The organism is Saccharothrix stipae (assembly GCF_054781895.1).
Genome location: NZ_BAAGTN010000022.1, coordinates 69,041 through 89,407 on the forward strand (window position 1 = coordinate 69,041; position 20,367 = coordinate 89,407).

Here is a 20,367-nt window from a genome sequence, read left to right on the forward strand (position 1 = left end):
GAGACGGGCGGTGGCGCTGCTAGCGTCGCCGCCATGTCCCCGTCGTCCGCCGTCATGACGCCCCGCCACGCGGGGCCGCCGACGCTGCACGGATGACGAGTCCGAGGCCCCCGTCCCAGGGGGTCTCGACCGGGAACCCCCGCACCAGGAGGTTCCGATGTCGCGGTACTACGTGACCACCGCCATCCCGTACGTCAACTCGCGCCCGCACCTGGGTTTCGCGCTGGAGATCGTGCAGGCCGACGTGCTGGCCCGGCACCACCGCCTGCGCGGCCACCGGGTCCGGTTCCTGACCGGCACCGACGACAACTCGCTCAAGAACGTGCTGGCCGCCGAGGCGGAGGGGCTGGAGACCGGGGAACTGGTCGACCGCAACGCGGCGGCGTTCGCGGCGTTGCGCGACCCGTTGGCGTTGTCGTTCACCGACTTCATCCGCACCAGCCGCGACCCCAGGCACCGCACCGGCGTTGAACGGCTCTGGCAGGCCTGTGCGGACGCCGGAGACCTCTACCGCAAGCACTACGAAGGCCTGTACTGCGTGGGCTGCGAGCAGTTCTACACCCCCGCCGAGCTGGTCGACGGCAAGTGCCCGGAGCACGAGGTCGAGCCGCGACCGGTGGCCGAGGAGAACTGGTTCTTCCGGCTGTCCCGCTACGCCGACCGGTTGCGCGAGCTGATCGGCGACGGCGTGGTCCGGGTCGAGCCCGCCGCCCGCCGCAACGAGGTGCTGGCGTTCATCGCGGCCGGCCTGCGGGACTTCTCCATCTCGCGGTCACGCGCCCGCGCGCACGGCTGGGGCATCCCGGTCCCGGGTGATCCGGACCAGGTGGTCTACGTGTGGTGGGACGCGCTGGGCAACTACATCACCAGCCTCGGCTACGGCGGGGAAGGCTCGAACTACCGGCGCTGGTGGGTGGAGAACGACCGGCGCGTGCACGTGATCGGCAAGGGCGTGGTCCGGTTCCACGCCGTGTACTGGCTCGCCATGCTGCTGTCCGCGGGCGAGCCGCTGCCGACCGACATCCTCGTCCACGACTACCTCACCACCGACGGCCGCAAGATCAGCAAGTCGACCGGCGCCGTGGTCGACCCGGTGGCGTTGGCGGACCGGTACGGCTCCGACGCGGTGCGGTGGTGGCTGCTGCGCGACGTGCCGCGCGTCGGCGACGCCGACTTCACCGAGGCCCGCCTGGTCGCCCGGGCGAACGAGGACCTGGCCAACGGTTTGGGCAACCTGGTCAACCGCGTCACCGTCATGGTCCACCGCTACCGCGAGGGCAGGCCGCCCGGCGGCACCGAGCCGGACGCCGACGCCGAGCCGTTGACGGCCGCGTGCCGCGAGGCGCCCGACCTCGTGCACGCCGCCGTCACCGACTTCGACTTCAGGCGTGCGACGGCGGCGGTGTGGCGGATCGTGGAGGAGGCCAACCGGTACGTCGAACGGGTGCGACCGTGGGACCTGGCCCGTGCCGAGCGCGGCGGTGACGCCGAGGCGGGCAGGCGGCTGGACGCGGCCGTCACCGCGCTGCTGACCGCGTGCCGGGTGCTGGCCCGCGAACTCACGCCGTTCGTGCCGGCGCTGGCCGCGCGGATCTCCGAGCAGTGCGTCACGTTGGCCGACCGACTACCCCAGCCGCAGCCGTTGTTCCCCAGGCTGTGACGCGGGGAAGGCTCAGTCGAGCAGACCCGCGGCGAGCCCCAGCCACAGCAGTCGGACGGCGCCGAGCAGCAGGGTGGCGGTGAACGCGTTAGCCACCTGCCCGAACCGCTCCCGCAGCCGGCCGCCGTCCGGTCCGGCCGCGACGTACTGCCGGCACGCCATCACGCCCGCGGGCACGGCCACCGCGACCGTGGCGAGCACCGGCATCGCCCCGAAATCGTCGTCGGCGCCCGGTGGCACCCGCCAGGGCGACCGACGGGCCGTACCGCGTCGACACCCCCCGAGTTCTCCGTCGTCGACGGCTTCGACTGCGCCGCGGCCGACGTGCTGACCACCTGCGCCGTGCCCGTCGCCGGTCGGCCGCTGACCGTCGAGGTCGGGACGAACCCGCACTTCACGTCCTGCGCCGCGCGCTACGCCGGCCGTCAGCTGACGTGCGTGCGCGTCATGCAGTACGGCCGGCTGGTGCTCGTCGCCACCCTGCTGCTCGCGCTGCTCGCGGGGGTGGCCGCGTTCCTCCTCTACCGCGGACCCCGCTTGGAGGACGACGACCGGCTCCGGCGGACGATGATCACCGGGTTGTCCTCCTGGGTGCTCGCGGTGGTGAGCAGCTGCTGGTGGCCCCCGCCGCGGACCCGCCGGGTGGCACCCCGGCGGGTCCGGTGACGTCACCTGGGCAGGTAGGCGCGGTGTGATCGGGAGAACTCGAAGCCGGCGTGGCGGTCCCAGTTGACCGACCACGTCATCAGCCCGCGCAGGTTCGGGTAGACCGCCTTCGGCTTGTACGTGCCGCAGTTCACGCCCTTCATCAGGCAGTCGAGCGACCGGTGCACCTCGGCGACGGACGTGAAGCCGTTGCCCGCGTTGATGCTCGCCGGCAGGCCGATCGCCACCTGGTCCTGACGAAGTCCCGGGAACACCTTCGTCGCGTCACCGCGCACCGGGAACCCAGCCATCACCATTTCCGCCATCGAGACGTGGAAATCGTGGCCGCCCATGAAGTGGTACTGGCCGTCCAGGCCCATGATCGGGCCGGAGTTGTAGTGCTGGACGTGCAATAGGGTCAGGTCGTCGCGCAACGCGTGGATCACCGGCAGGTACGCGCCCGCGCGGGGATCGGCGCCGCCGCTGCCGCCGTAGTGCTGGTGACCCACCTGGACGAAGAACGTCTCCGGCGCCATGGTGAGCACGAACCTCGCGCCGTAGCGCGCTTTCAACGTCCTCAACGCCTGGATCAGGTTGACGACCACGGGTGTGGTCGGCGCGCGGAAGTCGGTGTCGCCCGCGTCGAGGGACAGCGAGTGGCCCTCGAAGTCGATGTCCAGGCCGTCGAGGCCGTACTTGTCGATGATCGCCGACGCGGAGCGGACGAACGCGTCGCGCGCGGCCGTGGTGGACAGCCGCACCTGCCCGTTCGCGCCGCCGATGGAGATCAGCACCTTCTTGCCCTTGGCCTGCTTGTCGCGGATGCCCGCGATGAACTCGGCCTCGGACTCCACCCCCGCGCACTCGGCCACCGGGCACTGGGCGAAGCGGAGGTCGCCGGACGTGGCCGAGGTGGGTTCGGCGAAGGACAGGTTGACGATGTCCCAGTCGTCGGAGACGTCCTTCATCCGGATGTAGCCGGAGCCGTTGGCGAAGCTCGCGTGCAGGTAGCCGACCAGGACGCGCTTGGGCAGCCCGGTGGGCGGAGTCGTCGTGGTGGTCGTCGGACCGGTGGTGGTCGTGGTGGTAGTCGTGGTGCGCGACGTGGTGGTGGTCGTCGTCGTCGTGGTGGTCGGTGAACCGGCGCACGACGCGCCGTTGATCTTGCAGTTGGCCGGGCTCGCGGTGCCCGAGGCGTTGAAGCCGAACGTCACCGAGGCGCCGGGCGCGACGGCGCCGTTGTACTCGCGGTGGGTGAACGCGTAGTGGCCGGACGCGGTGGTCTGCAACGCGTCCCAGTAGGCGCCGACCGCCGTCCCGGCGGGCAGGTCGAACTCGACCTTCCACCCCGAGATCGCCGCGCTGGTCTCGTTCTTGATCGAGAACTGCGCGGTGTAGCCGGTGTCCCAGCTCGCGGTCTTGGTGAACGTCGCGGTGACCGACGCGGCGTACGCGGGCGTGAAGCCGACCGCCGCCGCTGCCACCACCAACGCCGCCACCGCCGCCGCCCTGGCGAACAGGATCCTGCGCGACATCGTCCCCTCCTAGCGGTGGCGGCCTCCAGGTGGGGAAATTGGACTAGACCACCTACGTCGTGTCAAGGGTGAGCCCGGGGTGGTTGACCGAACGGCGCAGCGGGTACCTCGAACGAGCGTTCGAGGGAAGGAGCCGCACGTGGACCGCAATCCGGAGAAGGACCCGAGCAAGTGGACCACCGGCGACGAGCCGATGACCGGTCCGCAGGAGTCCTACCTGCACACGTTGGCGCAGGAGGCGGGCGAAGAGGTGCCGGGAGGGTTGACCAAGGTGGAGGCTTCGCAGTTGATCGACCGGTTGCAGGAGAAGACGGGTCGCGGGCGTTGACCCCCGCGCGGCCATCCGCGGGAACCACCGCGGCTGGCCGCGCCGGTGACCCTACGATGGGCCGGTGCGCCGGGTCCGCGTCTTCCTCTCCTCGCCGGGTGACGTGAGGGCCGAGCGGGCCATCGCCCTGGAGGTGCTGGACCGCCTGAGGTACGACCACGACCTGCGTGGCCGGGTGGACTTCGAGGCCGTCGCGTGGGACCGGGTCGGCGCCGGCCCGCCGATCCTGGCCACCCGCACACCGCAGGCGTCGATCGACGAGGGGCTGCCGCGCCCGTCCGAGTGCGACGTGGTCGTGGTGTTGTTCTGGTCGCGCATGGGCACTCCCCTGCCGCACCCCGAGTACCGCAAGGACAACGGGGAGCCGTACCTGTCCGGCACGGAGTGGGAGTTCGAGGACGCCGTCCGGGGCGCCGGGGCGCGCGGCACCCCCGCCGTGCTGCTCTACCGCCGGGTGCCGATGGCGCCGCTGGACCCCGACCAGCACGACGCCGAGGAGCGCTGGCGGCAGGCCCGCGCGGTGCGGGAGTTCTTCGAGCGCCGGCGCGACCCGGGCACGGGCGCGATCCTGGGCGGGCACAAGGAGTGCCGGACGCCCGACGCGTTCCGGGTCGAGTTCGAGGCCGACCTGCGGGCGCTGGTCGGCAGGATGGTCGCGGCGAAGCCCGGGTCCGGCGGCCCGCCCGCACCGCCGCTGTGGGACGGCTCGCCGTTCCCCGGCCTGCGCGCGTTCACCCCGCGCGACGCGCCGATCTACTTCGGCCGCGGGCGCGAGGTGGACGAGCTGCTGGTCCGCCTCGCGGAGAGCCGGTTCCTCGCCGTGGTGGGCGCGAGCGGCTCCGGCAAGTCCTCGCTGGTGGGCGCCGGCCTCATCCCCCGGCTGGCCGCGGGCGCGCTGAGCGGTGGCTGGCTGCTGCCCGATCACGACCCCGCGACCAACCAGTGGACCGGGCTGCGGATCACGCCCGGCGAGCTGGGCGACAACCCGTTCCTCGCCCTGGCCGTGAAGCTCGCGCCCCTGGTCGGCGGCACGGCGCGGGACATCGCGGCCGACCTCGAACGCGGGCCGGGGGGCCTGGCCGGGTACCTCGACCGCGCGTTGGCGGGGCGCGGGCGCGCGTTGCTGTTCGTCGACCAGTTCGAGGAGCTGTTCACCACGGTCGACGCCAAGCACGTCGAGCCGTTCCTGGACCTGCTGCGGACCACCACCGCGCACGTCGTGGTGACCGTCCGGTCGGACTTCTACCACCGCTGCGTGGCCATCCCCGCCCTCGCCGACCTGCTCGCGGGCGGCCAGTTCCCGCTCTCGGCGCCGCACGACACGCTGTTCGACATGATCGTCCGACCGGCCGAACGGGCGGGCCTGGACTTCGAGGAGGGCCTCGCCGGGCGCATCCTCGCCGACACCGGCCGCGACCCCGGCGCGCTGCCCCTGCTGGCCTACACGCTGGACGAGTTGTACCGGACGCGGGGCGCGACCCGCACCCTGAGCCACGAGGCGTACCAGCGGCTCGGTGGCGTGCGCGGCGCGGTCGGCACGCGGGCCGAGGGCGTGTTCCGCGACCTCCTGGACGACGACACCCGCGCCACGTTCACCCGCGTCTTCCGGGAGCTCTCCGACATCGACGAGTCCGGGGTGCCCGTGCGCCGGAGGGTCGCGCTCGACCGGATCGCGGTGGACGAGCACACCCGGCGGTTCGTGGACGTGTTCACCGAGGCCAGGCTGTTCGTGCGCGACGCGGGTCCGGCGCAGCGGCCGCTGGTCTCGGTGGCGCACGAGGCGCTGTTCGCGGGCTGGACCCGGCTGCGGGAGTGGATCGAGGTCATCAAGGACGACCTGCGCCTGCTGCGCCGGGTCCGCGCGGCGGCCCGCGAGTGGGAGGAGAGCGGTCGCGCCGAGGCGTACCTGTGGCAGCACGAACGCCTCGCGCCGGTCTACGAGACGCTGGAACGGCTGGAGCCCTCGGCGGACACCGTGCCGGCCGACTTCCTGCGGCCCGAGCACGAACGGCTCCTGCCGACGTTCCTCGACCCGGCCATCCCGACCTACCGGCGGCAGGCGTTGACCGACCGGATGGTGTCGATCGGCACGGGCACCATCCCGGGCCTGCTCGGCGCGCTGCGATCACCGCACGTGGCCGTGCGGACGTCCGCGGGCACGGCGTTGGTGCGCATCGGCGAGGCAGCGGTACCCGGTCTGGTCGACCGTGCCCGCGACCCGGAGCCCGAGGTGCGGCTGACCGCGTTGGGCGCGCTGAGGCAGCTCAACCACGCCCACGCGGTGCCCGCGTTCGCGAGCGCGCTGCGGGACGACGACGAGCGGGTCCGGTCGCTGGCGGTCGGCGCGCTCACCGCGATGGACTTCCCCGAGGCCGTCGCGGTGCTGACCGAGGCGACGTCGGACGACGACCTCGACGTGCGGTGGCGCGCGGTCGGCGCGTTGGGCGCGTTCGGGGACGCCGCGGTGGGGCCGCTGCTGCTCTCGGCGGGCGACGCCGACGCCCGGGTCCGGGCCGGCGCGTCCGCCGCGCTCGAAGCGATCGGCGCGACCTACCCCGACCCGCTGGTGGACGCGCTGCGCGACCCGGACCCCCGGCTGCGGGCCGCCGCCGCCGAGGTGCTGGCCGAGGTCAACGCCACCACAGGGCTGGTGCGGGCGCTCGGTGACGACGACGTGGACGTGCGGTGGCGGGCGGCGGAGGTGCTGGCCGCCCGGGGCGGCGATCCGCGGGCCGTGCCCGCGCTGCTCGCCGCGCTGACCGACGACCACCCGGCCGTGCGCCGGGCGGCGGCTCGGGCGTTGGGCGGGCACGCCGCCGCCACCACCGGCCTGGTGGCGGCGTTGGCGGACGTCGACGCCGAAGTCGCCGAACAGGCCGCCCGGTCGCTGGCCCGGATCGGGGAGCCGGCGGTCGACCCGCTGATCCCGGTGCTCAAGTCCGATGACCCGCTGGTCGTCCGCACGCGGGCGGCGAAGGCCTTGGCCGCCTCCGGGCCGAAGGGCATCACCGTGCTGCTGGCCTTCGGGGGCGACGCGGAGCGGTGGATGCCCGCGGTGGACGCGTTGGCCGGACGCGGCGCGGAGGTCGTGCCCGCCGCCGCGCGCACCGTGCGGGGTGCCGACCGACGCCGGCGGCGCGGTGCGGCGGCCGTCCTCCAGGCCGTCGGCGACGCCGCGCTGCCCGCCCTGGCCGAGCTGACGTCCGACCCCGACGCCTCGGTCCGGCGCACGGCCGTCGAGGCGCTCGGCGCGAGCCGGTCGAAGACGGCGCGGTCGACGCTGGGCAGGTTGCTGCGCGACGACGAGGCCGTCCGGCTGGCCGCCGCGACCGCGCTCGGCGGGTTCGGCGTGGCCGCGCTGCCGTTGCTGCTGCGGATCGTCGAACGCCCGGACGTCGCCGCCCGCACCGCCGCCGGGCACGCGCTGCGCCTCATCGGCGAGCCCGCCGTGCCCGAGCTGATCCGGCTCACCCGGATGTCCGACCACGGGTTGCGCGGCCTGGCGGTGGCCGTGCTGACCGACATCGGCACGCCCGCGGCGGTGTTCGGGCTGTCCGAACTGGGCTTGCTGCCCGAGATCGACTAACCCAGGTAGCAGACGACCCGGAAGCTCAACTCGGCGCCGTCGTGCCCGGCCACCCCGCAGTCCGCCACGATCAGGTTGGCGTCGACGCTCTCGGCCGGGTTGGTCTCCTCGTCGCACTTGACGTAGAACGCCTCGTCGGGGTCTTCGCCGCGCAGCGCGCCGGACCGCCACACCATCGACAGGAACTCCTCCAGCTCGCGCCGGACCCGCCGCCACACCTCCCGGTCGTGGGCTTGGCCGAACACGACCCACGCCACGCCCGCGCGGATGTTGCGCACGAGGAAGTTCATCAGCCGCCGGGAGCTCAGGTACCGCCACTTCGGATCGCTCGACAGCGTGCGCGCGCCCCAGACGACCGGCCCGCCGGGTGCGCGGACCAAGGCGTTGACGCCCAACGGGTGCAACAGCTCTTGCTCTTGCAGCAGCAGGTCGCGCTCCAGCGCGAACGTGCCGCGCACCGGCTCGTTGGCGGCGTGGCGGTGCAGGTCGATCCGGGCGTGGACGCCGGCCAAGTGCCCGGACGGCGGCACGACGGTCGACTCGTCCCAGTGGTCGGACACCTTGAGCCACGGGTAGTAGAGCACCGCGAACTTCGAATCGTAGCCCGCGACGTAAGTGCGCCAGTCCCGGACCTCCTGGGGCGACAGGTCGGGCGGGCAGTCGATGAGAGCGATCCGGTCGCCCATCAGCTCACTGTTGTACAAGAGCGCGAACTGCGCCGCCTTCACGCCCTCCTCGCCCAACCGGTCGCGCAGCGCCATCACGTCGGGCGCGGCGATCACGGACACGTCCTCGACCGCCTCCAGGCTCGCGATCCCGGTCCGCTCGTCGGCGCTGCCGACCACGTCGTCCAGGGTGACCTGGTCGAACCGCCCGTCGTTGACGCGCACGACGTGGCACTCCCGGCCACCGTTGGTGAAGAAGCCGTGCACCGCGTGGCCGAGGTACGCGCCCTCCACCACACCGCCGAACCGCTGCTGGAACTCGGTCCAGCTCCGGATCAGCGTGACCACGTGCGCCGGTCCTTGCGGGGCGAGCCCGACGAACGCCGCCACGCCGTGCTCGGCGATCCGCCGGGGCGCGGTCGGTTCGGACCGGTCGACGTCGCGCAGCGGGTGGCCGTACGTCGCCCGGTCCAGGACATCGACCTCTTCCACGTACACACCCGGGCGCAGGTATGTCGGCATGGGCGCACATTAGCGCCCGGCACCGGTCAGTTGTCGCCCTCCTGCTCGCCGTCCTGCTGCTCGCCGTCCTGCTCGTCCTGTTGCTCGTCCTGCTGCTCCACGCCCGGCTGGTCGCCGTTCTCGCCGTCGCCCTCGTTCTGGCACCCGGCGCCGAGGGTCAGGAACAACGCCGCGCCGCTGACCACCACCGCGAGCGACTTCTTCAGCACGTTCGGCCTCATGCCGTCCCGGTACCCGGAACCGGTCGGCGTCAACCCGCGTCCGAGCCGGTCCGTCGATCCCGGACAACGGACCGCGTTGTCCGGACGTTGTCCGGAATCATGAACGGCGTTCACGAAGGGGCTCCTGTGTGGACCGGACGCCGGTTACCGTTCGCGGGTGCAGATCCCGTGGAGGGCCGCCCCGCGCGCGGCCCTGTCGAGTCCGCTGACGTTGCTGGTCAGCGTGGTCACCGCGCTGCTGCTGAGCTTCGTGGTGGCCGCCGCCGTGATGCACTCGGCGGCGTCCGGCAGCGCCGCGATCGACTACCAGCAGGACCGGCTGTGCACGGAGGCGTTGCACCCGTCGCTGGAAGCCACCGGGGTACCCCACGAGCGCGTTCCCGAGATGATCCGAGCCGTCGAGGAGTCGGTGCCGGACCGCGCACCGTTGATCGGCACCTACCTCCGGGAGCAGCGGGTCGACTTCGGTGGCCGGCCGACCGACGCGAAGTTCGGCTACCGCCCCGGCGCCACCGACCGGCTCAAGGTGCTGGAAGGCGGCTCGAAGGACGGCCTGTGGGTGCCGAAGAGCATCGCCGTGACCACGGACCTGCGGCTGGGCGAGCGCGGCATGGGCGGGCGGCTGCCGCCGGTCACCGCGGTCTACGCCGACATCCTCGACCCGCTGCCTGGGTGGTGGTGCTCGGAACGCCACTTCGTCGTGCCCAACGTGCTCGACCGCGACGAGTTGGCGACCGCCGTGGTGTGGCTGCCCAGCGCCGAGTCGTTCGCCGCGCTGCCGCCGGAGATCGCCGGCCTGACGGACGTGACCGTGCGCTTCCCCGCCGACCCGCCGCGCACCGTCGACGAGGCCGCGGCCCTGCTCGCCGAGGGCACGGCGCGCGTCGCCCCGGTCGAGAGGCACTTCAACCGCACGATCTCGCTGCTGGACCTGCCGGTGGACAACGCCCGGCAGACCGTGACCAACGTGGCGTCCGCCGTGCTGCCGCTCACCCTGATCAGCCTGCTCATCGGCCTGGCGGGCATCGCCACGGTCACCGTCCAGTGGGCACAGCGCCGGGAGCGGGAACTGCGGCTGCTGTGGGTGCGCGGCGCCGGGCCGTTCGCCCTGGGCGGTCGTGGCGTGCTGGAACTGGGCCTGCCGCTGGTGGTCGGCGGTGTGGCCGGGTTGGGCACGGCCCGGTTGCTGCTGCCCTGGTACGCGCCCTCGGACCTGCTGCCGCCGGGCACCGTGACGACGGCGGCGCTGGCGGTGGTCGTGGTGGTGGCGCTGAGCCTCGTGGTCGCCTTCGCCACCGGCGCGTTGCGCACGCACCGGATGTTCCAGGTCGCGCGGCGCGGCAACCGGCTGCGCAAGGCGCTGGCCGCCCTGCCGTGGGAGTTGGCCACCGCCGCCCTGGCGGTCTGGGCGTGGAACCGGGTGCAGCACAGCGGGCTGGCCACCACGCCCCGGATCGGCGCGCTGCCGCGCATCGACGCCGCCGCGCTGGCGTTCCCGCTGCTGGTCGTGCTCACGGCGGCACTGCTGGCCGCCCGGGTGGCGAGGTGGGCGCTGGGCGCGTCGCACCGGGTGCGGCTGTGGTCGAAGCCGGCCGCGCAGTTGGCGATCCGGCGACTCGCGGCGGGCGCCGGTCCGGTGACCGGTGTGCTGCTGGTGGGCGTGCTCGCCGTGGGCACCATCGCGGTCGGCGCGGCCATCGCCGGATCGCAGCGGACCGCGTTGGAGGTGAAGTCCGGCACGTACGCGGGGGCGAACAGCTACGCCCAGATCCCGGCGGGGGTCACCGAACTGCCGGAGGCGTTGCGCGGCAACTCCACCATCGTGGGCTTCGTCAAGCAGTACGAGCGCGCGGCGCTGGTGGTGGACCCGCGGACGTTCCGCGACGGCGCGTTCCCGTCGGAGGTGGACCCGGCGCTGCTGGCCGAGCCGCTGCGGGTGGGCGACGTGCCGCGCGGCGAGGTCCGGTTGCCGGGGCTGCCGCCGGTGGAACCGGACGCGTGGGTGCCGTCGTTGCCGAAGCTCGGCGGGTCCGGCTGGGTGGTGCCGGTCGACCGGATCGCCGACCGACGTGACGTCGGCTCCTGGTACGTGTGGTCGAGCAAGCCGTTGGGTGAGGTGACCGAGGCCCTGTCGGCGGCGGGCGTGAAGCTGTCGCGCAACGTCGGCGAGAAGGAGAAGGCGGTGCAGGGCCTGCCGTTCCTGACGATCCAGTGGACGTTCGGGTTCGTCGCGGCGCTGGGCTCGGTGCTCGCGGTGGTGGCGTCGATCGCGCTGCTGCTGGCGGTGGAGGTGCGGCGGCGGCAGAACGCGCTGTCCGGCGCGTTCAGCACCAGGATGGGGCTGGGGCCGGCCGCGATGCTGCGCAGCCACCTGGTCGAGCTGGGCGCGGTGGCCGCGGCGGCGGTCGTGGTCGGCTTGGCCGCGAGCGGGGTGAGCAGCGCCGTCACCGTGCCGAAGCTGGATCCCGCGCCACGCCTCACGCCGGCCCCGGAGGTCCCGGACGTCCTCCCGCTGCTGGTGACGACGGTCGCGGGGAGCGTGCTGGTGGTGCTGGTGGCGGCGTGGATCGCGGTGCGCGCGGTGCGTTCGGCGAGGATCGGGGAGCTCATCCGTGGTTGAGCACGTGTTGCGGGTGCGCGAGGTGGGTGTGGACTACCGCACGCCCGCCGGCGCGGTGACCGCGGTGTCGGACGTGTCGCTGGACGTGCCCGCGAGGGGCATGACGGTGCTGGCCGGGCCGTCCGGATCGGGCAAGTCGACGTTGCTGCGGGTGTTGAGCCTGGTCGAGCGGCCCACGCGGGGCGCGGTCGAGCTGCGCGGGAAGGGCACGGCGCGGTTGTCCTCCGGCGCGCGGCGCGAGCTGCGGCGGCGCGACGTCGCGCTGGTGTTCCAGCACCCCGCGGACAACCTGATCGGCCACCTGGACGTGGGCGACAACCTGCGTGCGGCGGCGCAGGCGGCCGGCCGGGTCGCCCGGGTGGACGAGGTGCTGGAGCGGCTGGGGCTGCCGGGCACGGCCGGGTGGCGGGTGTCGGCGATGTCCGGCGGGCAGCAGCAGCGGCTGGCGTTCGGGTGCGCGCTGGCCCGGCAGGCGAGCGTCGTGCTGGCCGACGAGCCGACCTCGCAGCTGGACACCGCGTCGGCCGACCTGGTGCTGGAGACGTTGGCCGCCCTGGCGCGCGGTGGCGTGCCGGTCGTGGTGGCCTCGCACGACCCCCGGCTGATCGCGCTCGCCGACACCCGGTTCGACCTGCGGAACGGAGCGCTGGTGGCATGACGGCCTTGCGGGTGAAGGGGATCGAGCGGACGTTCCGGCACGCCGGCGGACCGGTGCACGTGCTGCGCGGCGTGGACCTGGAGGTGGCGCCCGGCGAGCTGGTGACGCTGTCCGGGCCGTCCGGGTCGGGCAAGAGCGCGTTGCTGGCCGTGCTGGCGGGGTTCGACCAGGCGGACGAGGGCACCGTGGAGATGGGCGGCGAGGTGCTGACGTCGCCGCCGTCGTGGCAGGTGTGCGCCCTGCTGCCGCAGGCGTTGGGCCTGGCGGGCGAGCTGACGTTGGCCGAGAACGTGGCGCTGCCCCTCCGGCTCGGCCGCGGCGGCGGCTCGTTGACCAGGGTGGCCGGGCTGCTGGCGGAGCTGGGCATCGCGGAGCTGGCCGACCGGTACCCCGAGGAGGTGTCGTTCGGGCAGCAGCAGCGGGCCGCGCTGGCCCGTGCCGTGGTCGGCGGGCCGGGGGTGCTGCTGGCCGACGAACCCACCGCGCACCTCGACCAGCGCAGCGCGCCGACGGCGGTGGGCGTGCTGCGCCGCGCGGCCGACGAGGGCTCGGCGGTGCTGGTCGCCACGCACCACGACGAGGTGCACCGCGCGGCGGACCGCACGTTGGTGCTCGGCGGCGGGCGGATCTCCGTAGGATAGGCGTCGATGTCGCGCCGATTCTCCACCGTCGCCCTGGTGTTCCCGCTGCTCGCCCTGTTGCTGCTGGTCAGCGACTCGCCGTACCCGGCGCTGCCGGGGCCCAAGCGCGACGCGCCCCGCGCGATCGTGGCCCTCGGCGACAGCACCATGGCCGGCGAGGGCGCGGGCTCGTACGAGCCGGGCACCAACGGCGAGAACGGCAACTGGTGCCACCGGTCGACGAAGGCCTCGGTGCACCACACGAAGGTCGCGGGCGTGGACCGGGTGTTCAACCTGGCCTGCTCGGGCGCGAACGCCGAGCAGGTCGGCGTCACCGACCAGGTCCGCAACACCGAGGGGTCGCAGGCCAGGCAGCTGGCCGCGATCGCGCGCGAGTACCGGGTGTCGGTGGTCGTGGTGGCGGTGGGCGCGAACGACGACCCGAGGTTCGCCGACGTGCTCGGCGCGTGCCTGCGGGCGTGGATCGAGCGCCGCACCGACTGCGCGCAGGCCATGGCGGACGAGTGGAAGGCCCGGGTCGAGCGGATGACGCCCAAGGTGGAGCGCGCGCTGCGCGACGTCCGCCGGGTGTTGCAGGACGAGGGCTACACGCCCCGCTCGTACACGTTGGTGCTCCAGTCCTACGCCGCGCCGGTCGCGCCCGGGCTCCCGTTCGACCTGCAGAACCTGGCCGGGTGCCCGCTGCGCACCGGTGATCTGCGGTGGGTGCGGGAGAACGCGGTCGAGCAGCTGTCGGAGGGCCTGCGGACGGCGGCGAAGGCGGCGGAGGCGCGGTTCCTGGACCTGTCCAAGGCCGGTGATCACCGCGAGGCGTGCATGGGCGGCGAGAACCAGTCCGACGAGTGGTTCACCCGGCTCACGGTGGACTTCGACGGCCTGCGGGACGAGGCCCGGGCCCGGCACGCGTTGCAGGAGTCGTTCCACCCCAACGACCGGGGTTACGAGCAGTTCGGCCGGTGCATGACGGAGTTCCTGGCCATGACGGCGCGGGAGGCGTCGTGCCTCGCCGGGGACGACGGCAACCTCAACGCGGTGGTGGCGAAGGACTGATCAGCGCCGCGATCTGGGCCGAGGTCCAGAATGGGGTGCTGCGGGCGAGGTAGTCGGCGACGCGTCCGGCGGTCCAACCGTGTGCCTCGGTGAGGCCGGACGCGAGCATGGTGAGGTAGGCGGCCGAAGGTTTGGTGTGCTCGACGTCGGCCGCGCGCCACGGCGCGGTGAACGTCAGCGCCGGGTGGCCGTCGTGCTCGCCGAGGTGGAGCAGGGTCTCGTAGCGGCCGGGTCCGAGCACGTGCCTGCCGTGGGCCGTGACCGCGGTCAGGTCGAGGTCGACGCCGGGGTCGCGGTACATCTCCTGGGCGGCGACGTCGGCGAACTGCCCGGCGGTGACCAGGTAGGCGCGGGCGGCGGCGGTGCCGGGCAGGTCCGGGTCGTAGAACGCCCGACCGCCGAGCCAGACGGGCGACTCGGTGGCGAAGTAGATGCCTCCGGGCACCTCCACGGCCCTCGTGTCGAGGGGTGGACTGGTGTCCCGGCAGCCCGGGTAGCCCCGCGCCGCACCGACCGGCGTGCCACCGGCGAGGTAGCACGCGAACCGCTCGGCGTGCATGTTCGACCCGTAGCCGACGTACCAGACCAACCGGCTCGACATGACCGCGGCGCCTACAGGCAGAGGCGGCACGGGCGCGCGGTCGGGTGTTCGGTCTGCAGCTCCGCGCGGGTGCCGACGAGCTTCACGTAGCTGCCGACCCACCGGTCGCCGCGGGCCGGGACGCCGGTGATGGTGGTGCAGTCGGCTCGGTGCAGGACGAGGTTGCCCGGGTTCAGGCTGCGTTCCGCGTTGATGACGTACTGGTCCTGGTTGTCCGCCAGCCAGTGCTCGTAGGCGCCGCTGTCCTCCATGAACCTCTGCATCGGGCCATCATCCGCCGCCCGCCCACCACCGGCTGTCCCCCATCCGGTGCCACTCGTCCTCCAGGATCGCGTAGATCAACTCCTCGCCCCACGCGCCCTTGAAGATCTCGTTGTGCCGGAAGTGGGCTTCGCGGCGCATCCCCAGCCGTTCCATCACGCGCCACGACGGCTCGTTGAACGCGTCGCACGACGCCACGATCCGGTGCAGGCCCAGGTGGGTGAAGCCGAGGTCGAGCACGGCCGCGGCGGCCTCGGTGGCGTAGCCGCGGCCGTGGTGGTCGGGGTGCAGGATGTAGCCGACCTCGCCCTGCCGGTGCGTCTCGCTGAGCCACTTGAGCACCGCCTCGCCGATCACCTCGCCGTCGCGCTCCACGGCCAGCGCGAGGTGGTCGCCCTCCTTCTCCGGCCACGACACCGACGCCTTGAGCGCCAGGCTCGCGGCGGTCACCTCGGTGGTGCGGGGTTCGCCGTACAGGTAGCGCACGACGTCGGGCCGCGACATCCACGAGTGCAGCGCGGCGTGGTCGTCGAGGGTGAAGGGGCGCAGGGTCAGGCGCCGGGTCCGAACGGGGTAGTCGGGCTTGGTCACATCGGACAATCTACGAAACCACCGCCACCGCCGTCGTCATCCCGCCGGATCTACAGGTCTGCCAGGGCGGTGACCGGGGACTCGACGCAGTCGGCGACGAACCGCAGGAACCCGCCCGCCGTGCCGCCGTCGCACACCCGGTGGTCGAACGCGAGCGTCAGCTGGGCGACCTTGCGCACGGCGAGCTGCCCGTCCACCGCCCACGGCCGGTCGATGATCCGGCCGATGCCGAGGATCGCGGCCTCCGGGTGGTTGATGATGGCGGCCGAGCCGTCGACGCCGAACACGCCGTAGTTGTTGACCGTGAACGTGCCGCCGGTCATCGCGGCGGGCGTGAGCTTGCCCTCGCGTGCCGACGCGGTGTGCGCGGCGATCGCGGCCGCGAGTTCGGCGGTGGTCAGGGACTGCGCGTCCCGCACCACCGGCACCACCAGGCCGCGGTCGGTCTGGGCGGCGAAGCCGAGGTGCACCTGGTCGAGGACCACGATCTCGTCGCCCTCGACGCGCGAGTTCAGCTCGGGGAACTTCTTGAGGCCCAGCACGGTGAACCTGGCCAGCAGCGCGAGCAGCGACACGGACGGCATCGCGGCCCGTGCGGCCAGGAGGCCGGTGGCGTCGACGTCGACCCACACGGTCGCCTCGGGGATCTCCCGACGTGACGTGGCCAGCTTCTCCGCCACCGCGCCGCGCAGACCGCGCAACGGGATGCGGCGGCCAGGCGCGGCAGGCGCTACGGGCACTGCCGACGCGGCAGGCGTGTCCGGCACGGCAGGCGCGGCAGGCACAGCGGATGGGGCCGACGCGGCAGGCGTGTCCGGCGCGGCGCGGGCGGCCAGTTCCCGCTCCACGTCGGCACGCCGGATGACGCCGCCGGGCCCGGTGCCGGGGATCCGGTCGAGCGCCAGCCCGTTCTCCCGGGCCAGCTGCCGCACCAACGGCGAGATGACGGCGGGCGCGGCGGTGCGCGCGGCACCGGTGGCGACCGGCTCGGGTGTTCCGAGCGTTGAACTCGGGTGTTCCGAACGTAGGACACGCGCGTTCCGGGTGTGGGACTCGCGGGTGTGGCGGCGTCGGCGGCGCGGGGAGTCGGACGTGCCGTAGCCGATCAGGACGTTGCCGGAGGACTCCGACGCGGGTTCCGGCGCGCCCACGGTCAGCAGCACCGAGCCGACGGCCAGCTTCTCCCCCGGCTCGCCGAACCGCGCGCTCACCACGCCCTCGAACGGGCACGGCACCTCGACCACGGCCTTCGCCGTCTCCACCTCCACCACGGGCTGGTCGACGGTCACCTGGTCGCCGACCGACACCAGCCACGTGACGATCTCGCCCTCGGTCAACCCCTCGCCCAGGTCGGGCAGCCGGAAGTCAGGCACCGGGGCCTCCCACGACCTGGTCGTCCCACTGGAGCCGGGCGATCGCGTCCAGGATGCGGTCGACCCCCGGCAGGTGGTGCTCCTCCAGCTTCGGCGGCGGGTAGGGGATGTCGAACCCGGTCACCCGCAGCACCGGCGCGTGCATGTGGTGGAAGCACCGCTCGGTCACCCGGGCCACGACCTCCGCGCCGTACCCGCCGAACCCGGACGCCTCGTGCACGACCACGGCCCGACCCGTCTTCACCACCGAGGCGCACACCGTCTCGTCGTCGAACGGCGAGAGCGACCGCAGGTCGACCACCTCGACGTCCCAGCCCTCCTCCGCGGCCGCCTCGGCCGTCTCCAGCGCGGTCGCGACCATCGGCCCGTACGCGATCAGCGTGACGTCCCGCCCGGCCCGCCGCACCAGCGCCCGGTCGAACCCGACGGAGTTCGCCGGGTCGAGGGAACCCTTGGCCCAGTACCGCCGCTTCGGCTCCAGGAAGATCACCGGATCAGGCGAGTCGATCGAGTCGCGCAGCAACCGGTACGCGTCGTCGGGCGTGCCGGGCGTGACGACCCGAAGCCCCGGCGTGTGCGTGTAGTAGGCCTCCGACGAGTCGCAGTGATGCTCGACCCCGCCGATGCCGCCGCCGTAGGGCACCCGGATCACCACCGGCAACGACACTCGGCCGCGCGTGCGGTTGCGCATCTTGGCCAGGTGGCTGGTGATCTGCTCGAACGCCGGGTAGGCGAACGCGTCGAACTGCATCTCCACCACCGGCCGCAGCCCGTTCATCGCCATGCCGATGGCGGTGCCGACGATGCCGGACTCGGCCAGCGGCGTGTCGAACACGCGCTGCTCGCCGAACCGCGCGGCCAGGCCGTCGGTCACCCGGAACACGCCGCCGAGGGCGCCGACGTCCTCGCCGAACACCAGCACGCTCGGGTCCTCGGCCAACGCGTCGGCCAGCGCCCGGTTCAACGCGCCCGCCATGGACACCTGGGGCGCCTGCGTGGACGGCGCGGTCATGCCAGCTCCTCCCGCAGCGCCGCGGCCTGCTCGCGCAGGTGGCGCGGCGTGGTCGCGTAGACGTGCTCGAACAGCTCGTCGGGCGAGGGCACGGTGTCGGCGTTCATCTTCGCCCGCACGGACGCCGCGAACTCCTCCGCCTCGGCCGCCACCGCCGCCCGGCGCGCCTTGTCCAGCAGCCCCCGCGACGTCAGGTACGCCTCGATCCGGTCCACCGGGTCCCGGTCCAACCACGCCGCGACCTCGTCGGACGTGCGGTAGCGGGTGGCGTCGTCGGCGTTGGTGTGCGCCTCGATGCGGTAGGTCAGCGCCTCGATCAACGTCGGTCCGCCGGACGCCAACGCCTCCCGGACCACCGCGTGCACGGCGGCCACGTCGTTGCCGTCCACCAGCACCGACGGCACGCCGTACCCGATGCCCTTGTGCGCCAACGACGGCGCGGCGTTCTGCTTGGACATGGGCACGCTGATCGCGTAACCGTTGTTCTGCACCAGGAACACCACCGGGGCCTGCCACACGCCGGCGAAGTTCAGCGCCTCGTGCGTGTCACCCTCGGACGTGGCGCCGTCACCGAGCAGCACGAGCGCGGCGGTGTCCTCGCCCTTGAGCCGGGCCGCGTGCGCGAAGCCGACGGCGTGCAGCGTGTTGGTCGCCAACGGGGTGCACTGGGGGCCGACGCGGTGCTCGTAGGGGTCGTAGCCCAGGTGCCAGCCGCCCTGGAGCAGGGTCAGCGTCTCGGCCGGGTCGACGCCCCGGGTGACCAGCGCGACGGAGTCGCGGTAGGTCGGGAACAGCCAGTCGGTGGGGCGCAGCGCGAGCACCGAGCCGACCTCGCAGGCCTCCTGGCCGCGTGACGACGGGTAGACCGCCAGCCTGCCCTGCTTGGTCAACGCGGTGGCCTGGGTGTCGAAGCGGCGGCCGACGACCATCCGGCGGTGCAACTCGACCAGCACGTCGTCGTCGGGCATCGCCAGCGGCGAGTCGGGCACCGGTGAGCCGTCCTTGCGCAGCAGCGACAGCGGTTCGTCGCTGGGCAGCAACGTCCGCTCGGGCGCGCGGGTGCGGGCCATAACGCCTCCGGTGTCTCAAGGGTCGAGATGGAGGGCATGGTCCAGCTCACACCGGCCAATGTTCCAGATCCCGGCCCTCGATCCGGACGAATGGCCGGGCGGACGGGTTAGGGTCGGCCACATGACGGTGCGGGCTGGACATTCGGCACCCCTCGACGCGCTCGACCGGCGCATCGTGGAGGAGCTGCGCGCGGACGGTCGGCTGTCGATGCGGTCGCTGGCGGAGAAGCTGCACATCTCGCGGGCCAGCGCGTACTCGCGGGTGGAACGGCTGCACCGCGACGGCGTCGTCACCGGGTACACGGCGGTGGTCGACCCGGAGCGCTACGGGTTCGGCATCTCCGCCTACGTCTACCTCAAGATCAGCCAGCACTCGTGGAAGGCGGTGCGGCGACGGGTGCTGGAGATCCCGGAGGTGTGGCACGGCGCGCTGGTGTCGGGCGACTACGACCTCGTGCTGCTGGTCCGCGCGCCGGACGCGCACAGCCTGCGCGACCTGGTGCTGTCCCGGTTGCAGACGATGCCGGACGTGACGTCCAGCCACACCGTGCTCATCCTGGACGAGCTGCCGGCGGGCGGGAACGACCGCGACGGTCACCAGCCGAAGTTCTGAGTCCAGTAGATGCCGTAGGAACCGCCGCGAGCCATGCCCACGCCCAACGCCTTGAGCTTGCAGTTGAGGATGTTGGCGCGGTGGCCCGGCGAGTCCATCCACCCCTTGACCACGGCCTCGGCGGTGCGCTGACCGGCGGCGATGTTCTCCGCGCCGGGCGCGGGGTAGCCGGCGGCCTTGACCCGGTCGACGAAGCTGCGGCCGTCCTTGGACACGTGGTCGAAGTAGTTCTGGGCGGCCATGTCCGCGCTGTGCGCGCGGGCGGCGGCGGCCAACCGGTCGTCGGCGGCCAACGCGGGGCAGCCGTGCGCGGCGCGTTCGCCGTTGGTCAGCTCGACCACCTCCGCCTCGGCCGACTCGACGTCGGTCCTGGTCGGCGTGGCGGCCGCGGGCGGGGCGGGCGGGGGCTGGACCTGCCTCGGCGGCTCGGCGGTGGTCGTGACCGCGGTGGTGGTCGTGGTGGCGGGCGGCGGCTCGCTCGTCGTCGTGGTCGTGGTGCCGGGTGCGGACGAGGCGAGGTCCGACGTGGTCACGGCGGTCGGCTCGACGCCCACCTCGGACGTGGTGCGGGTGGTGGGGGTAGCGCTCGCCGCGACCAGCGCCATGCCGTCCGGGTGCTCGCACCCGGTCAGGACCAGCCCGGCGAGGACGGCGACGACCGGCAGCACACTGCTCTTGCGCGACACGCGAAAAACCTCAATCTGCATTCGGCGGC

At 73.3% G+C, this 20,367-nt stretch carries 20 protein-coding genes; 9 read left to right on the plus strand and 11 right to left on the minus strand.

The window, feature by feature from the left end:
* Positions 1-157 precede the first annotated feature (157 nt).
* Entirely contained in the window at positions 158-1,660 is a 1,503-nt protein-coding gene (locus ACYVLT_RS35335) for a methionine--tRNA ligase (RefSeq protein WP_461124509.1), read from the plus strand.
* Positions 1,661-1,672: 12 nt separating this feature from the next.
* On the opposite strand, the gene ACYVLT_RS35340 is transcribed toward ACYVLT_RS35335, so the two are convergent.
* Positions 1,673-1,867: a hypothetical protein gene (locus tag ACYVLT_RS35340; RefSeq protein ID WP_461124510.1), complete on the minus strand. Its 195-nt coding sequence runs from the start codon at positions 1,865-1,867 to the stop codon at positions 1,673-1,675.
* Positions 1,868-2,002: 135 nt separating this feature from the next.
* On the opposite strand from ACYVLT_RS35340, the gene ACYVLT_RS35345 reads away from it, so the two are divergent.
* Complete coding sequence (locus ACYVLT_RS35345; protein ID WP_461124511.1) at positions 2,003-2,326, plus strand: hypothetical protein; 324 nt, start codon at positions 2,003-2,005, stop codon at positions 2,324-2,326.
* 2 nt (positions 2,327-2,328) lie between these two features.
* Here ACYVLT_RS35345 and ACYVLT_RS35350 read toward each other — a convergent pair whose 3' ends face one another.
* Positions 2,329-3,840 carry a chitinase gene (locus ACYVLT_RS35350; RefSeq protein ID WP_461124512.1) on the minus strand — a complete coding sequence of 504 codons (1,512 nt, stop codon included), beginning with the start codon at positions 3,838-3,840 and terminating at the stop codon, positions 2,329-2,331.
* A gap of 139 nt (positions 3,841-3,979) precedes the next feature.
* Here ACYVLT_RS35350 and ACYVLT_RS35355 point away from each other — a divergent pair, with 139 nt between their 5' ends.
* Complete coding sequence (locus ACYVLT_RS35355) at positions 3,980-4,168, plus strand: DUF3072 domain-containing protein (protein ID WP_461124513.1); 189 nt, start codon at positions 3,980-3,982, stop codon at positions 4,166-4,168.
* A gap of 64 nt (positions 4,169-4,232) precedes the next feature.
* Complete coding sequence (locus ACYVLT_RS35360) at positions 4,233-7,754, plus strand: nSTAND1 domain-containing NTPase (protein ID WP_461124514.1); 3,522 nt, start codon at positions 4,233-4,235, stop codon at positions 7,752-7,754.
* On the opposite strand, the gene ACYVLT_RS35365 is transcribed toward ACYVLT_RS35360, so the two are convergent.
* Positions 7,751-8,941, minus strand: coding sequence for a phage tail sheath family protein (locus ACYVLT_RS35365; RefSeq protein ID WP_461124515.1), 1,191 nt, complete (start codon positions 8,939-8,941; stop codon positions 7,751-7,753). The genes ACYVLT_RS35360 and ACYVLT_RS35365 overlap by 4 nt on opposite strands.
* A 26-nt stretch (positions 8,942-8,967) precedes the next feature.
* Entirely contained in the window at positions 8,968-9,162 is a 195-nt protein-coding gene (locus ACYVLT_RS35370) for a hypothetical protein (RefSeq protein ID WP_461124516.1), read from the minus strand.
* A 157-nt stretch (positions 9,163-9,319) separates the two neighbouring features.
* On the opposite strand from ACYVLT_RS35370, the gene ACYVLT_RS35375 reads away from it, so the two are divergent.
* From ACYVLT_RS35375 to ACYVLT_RS35390, 4 genes are read left to right on the plus strand one after another with little or no spacing between them, the layout of a single operon-like run.
* Positions 9,320-11,782, plus strand: coding sequence for an ABC transporter permease (locus ACYVLT_RS35375; RefSeq protein ID WP_461124517.1), 2,463 nt, complete (start codon positions 9,320-9,322; stop codon positions 11,780-11,782).
* Positions 11,775-12,440: an ABC transporter ATP-binding protein gene (locus ACYVLT_RS35380; RefSeq protein ID WP_461124518.1), complete on the plus strand. Its 666-nt coding sequence runs from the start codon at positions 11,775-11,777 to the stop codon at positions 12,438-12,440. Before ACYVLT_RS35375 ends, ACYVLT_RS35380 begins: the two co-directional genes overlap by 8 nt.
* The gene (locus ACYVLT_RS35385) at positions 12,437-13,081 is read left to right on the plus strand and encodes an ABC transporter ATP-binding protein (protein WP_461124519.1); all 645 of its coding nucleotides are present in this window, start codon (positions 12,437-12,439) and stop codon (positions 13,079-13,081) included. The genes ACYVLT_RS35380 and ACYVLT_RS35385 overlap by 4 nt, the downstream gene beginning before the upstream one ends.
* 6 nt (positions 13,082-13,087) lie before the next feature.
* Positions 13,088-14,131 carry a GDSL-type esterase/lipase family protein gene (locus ACYVLT_RS35390; RefSeq protein ID WP_461124520.1) on the plus strand — a complete coding sequence of 348 codons (1,044 nt, stop codon included), beginning with the start codon at positions 13,088-13,090 and terminating at the stop codon, positions 14,129-14,131.
* Here the strand turns inward: ACYVLT_RS35390 and ACYVLT_RS35395 are convergent.
* The 6 genes from ACYVLT_RS35395 to pdhA are packed head-to-tail and all read right to left on the minus strand — an operon-like array spanning position 14,106 to position 19,039.
* Positions 14,106-14,732, minus strand: a complete 627-nt coding sequence (locus ACYVLT_RS35395) for a histone deacetylase (RefSeq protein ID WP_461124521.1) — start codon at positions 14,730-14,732, stop codon at positions 14,106-14,108. The two genes, ACYVLT_RS35390 and ACYVLT_RS35395, sit on opposite strands and share 26 nt — an antisense overlap.
* Before the next feature lie 11 nt (positions 14,733-14,743).
* A complete protein-coding gene (locus ACYVLT_RS35400) occupies positions 14,744-14,995 on the minus strand; it encodes a hypothetical protein (RefSeq protein WP_461124522.1) in 252 nt (83 codons plus the stop codon).
* Positions 14,996-15,002: 7 nt separating this feature from the next.
* Positions 15,003-15,584, minus strand: a complete 582-nt coding sequence (locus ACYVLT_RS35405; RefSeq protein ID WP_461124523.1) for a GNAT family N-acetyltransferase — start codon at positions 15,582-15,584, stop codon at positions 15,003-15,005.
* A gap of 50 nt (positions 15,585-15,634) precedes the next feature.
* Positions 15,635-16,957, minus strand: coding sequence for a dihydrolipoamide acetyltransferase family protein (locus ACYVLT_RS35410; protein ID WP_461124524.1), 1,323 nt, complete (start codon positions 16,955-16,957; stop codon positions 15,635-15,637).
* Positions 16,950-17,969 carry an alpha-ketoacid dehydrogenase subunit beta gene (locus ACYVLT_RS35415; RefSeq protein WP_461124525.1) on the minus strand — a complete coding sequence of 340 codons (1,020 nt, stop codon included), beginning with the start codon at positions 17,967-17,969 and terminating at the stop codon, positions 16,950-16,952. Before ACYVLT_RS35415 ends, ACYVLT_RS35410 begins: the two co-directional genes overlap by 8 nt.
* Positions 17,966-19,039, minus strand: a complete 1,074-nt coding sequence (gene pdhA / locus ACYVLT_RS35420) for a pyruvate dehydrogenase (acetyl-transferring) E1 component subunit alpha (RefSeq protein ID WP_461124526.1) — start codon at positions 19,037-19,039, stop codon at positions 17,966-17,968. Before pdhA ends, ACYVLT_RS35415 begins: the two co-directional genes overlap by 4 nt.
* A gap of 121 nt (positions 19,040-19,160) precedes the next feature.
* On the opposite strand from pdhA, the gene ACYVLT_RS35425 reads away from it, so the two are divergent.
* The gene (locus tag ACYVLT_RS35425; protein WP_461124527.1) at positions 19,161-19,652 is read left to right on the plus strand and encodes an Lrp/AsnC family transcriptional regulator; all 492 of its coding nucleotides are present in this window, start codon (positions 19,161-19,163) and stop codon (positions 19,650-19,652) included.
* Here ACYVLT_RS35425 and ACYVLT_RS35430 read toward each other — a convergent pair.
* Entirely contained in the window at positions 19,634-20,338 is a 705-nt protein-coding gene (locus tag ACYVLT_RS35430; RefSeq protein WP_461124528.1) for a CAP domain-containing protein, read from the minus strand. The two genes, ACYVLT_RS35425 and ACYVLT_RS35430, sit on opposite strands and share 19 nt — an antisense overlap.
* Positions 20,339-20,367 lie beyond the last annotated feature (29 nt).

Excerpts from the sequence above, each read along its gene's own strand:
- ACYVLT_RS35350 (WP_461124512.1), bottom strand. The coding sequence starts at position 3,840 with ATGTCGCGCAGGATCCTGTTCGCCAGGGCGGCGGCGGTGGCGGCGTTG.
- ACYVLT_RS35415 (WP_461124525.1), bottom strand. The coding sequence starts at position 17,969 with ATGACCGCGCCGTCCACGCAGGCGCCCCAGGTGTCCATGGCGGGCGCG.
- pdhA (WP_461124526.1), bottom strand. The coding sequence starts at position 19,039 with ATGGCCCGCACCCGCGCGCCCGAGCGGACGTTGCTGCCCAGCGACGAA.
- ACYVLT_RS35365 (WP_461124515.1), bottom strand. The coding sequence starts at position 8,941 with ATGCCGACATACCTGCGCCCGGGTGTGTACGTGGAAGAGGTCGATGTC.
- ACYVLT_RS35395 (WP_461124521.1), bottom strand. The coding sequence starts at position 14,732 with ATGTCGAGCCGGTTGGTCTGGTACGTCGGCTACGGGTCGAACATGCAC.
- ACYVLT_RS35370 (WP_461124516.1), bottom strand. The coding sequence starts at position 9,162 with ATGAGGCCGAACGTGCTGAAGAAGTCGCTCGCGGTGGTGGTCAGCGGC.
- ACYVLT_RS35340 (WP_461124510.1), bottom strand. The coding sequence starts at position 1,867 with ATGCCGGTGCTCGCCACGGTCGCGGTGGCCGTGCCCGCGGGCGTGATG.
- ACYVLT_RS35390 (WP_461124520.1), top strand. The coding sequence starts at position 13,088 with ATGTCGCGCCGATTCTCCACCGTCGCCCTGGTGTTCCCGCTGCTCGCC.
- ACYVLT_RS35425 (WP_461124527.1), top strand. The coding sequence starts at position 19,161 with ATGACGGTGCGGGCTGGACATTCGGCACCCCTCGACGCGCTCGACCGG.
- ACYVLT_RS35385 (WP_461124519.1), top strand. The coding sequence starts at position 12,437 with ATGACGGCCTTGCGGGTGAAGGGGATCGAGCGGACGTTCCGGCACGCC.
- ACYVLT_RS35400 (WP_461124522.1), bottom strand. The coding sequence starts at position 14,995 with ATGCAGAGGTTCATGGAGGACAGCGGCGCCTACGAGCACTGGCTGGCG.
- ACYVLT_RS35335 (WP_461124509.1), top strand. The coding sequence starts at position 158 with ATGTCGCGGTACTACGTGACCACCGCCATCCCGTACGTCAACTCGCGC.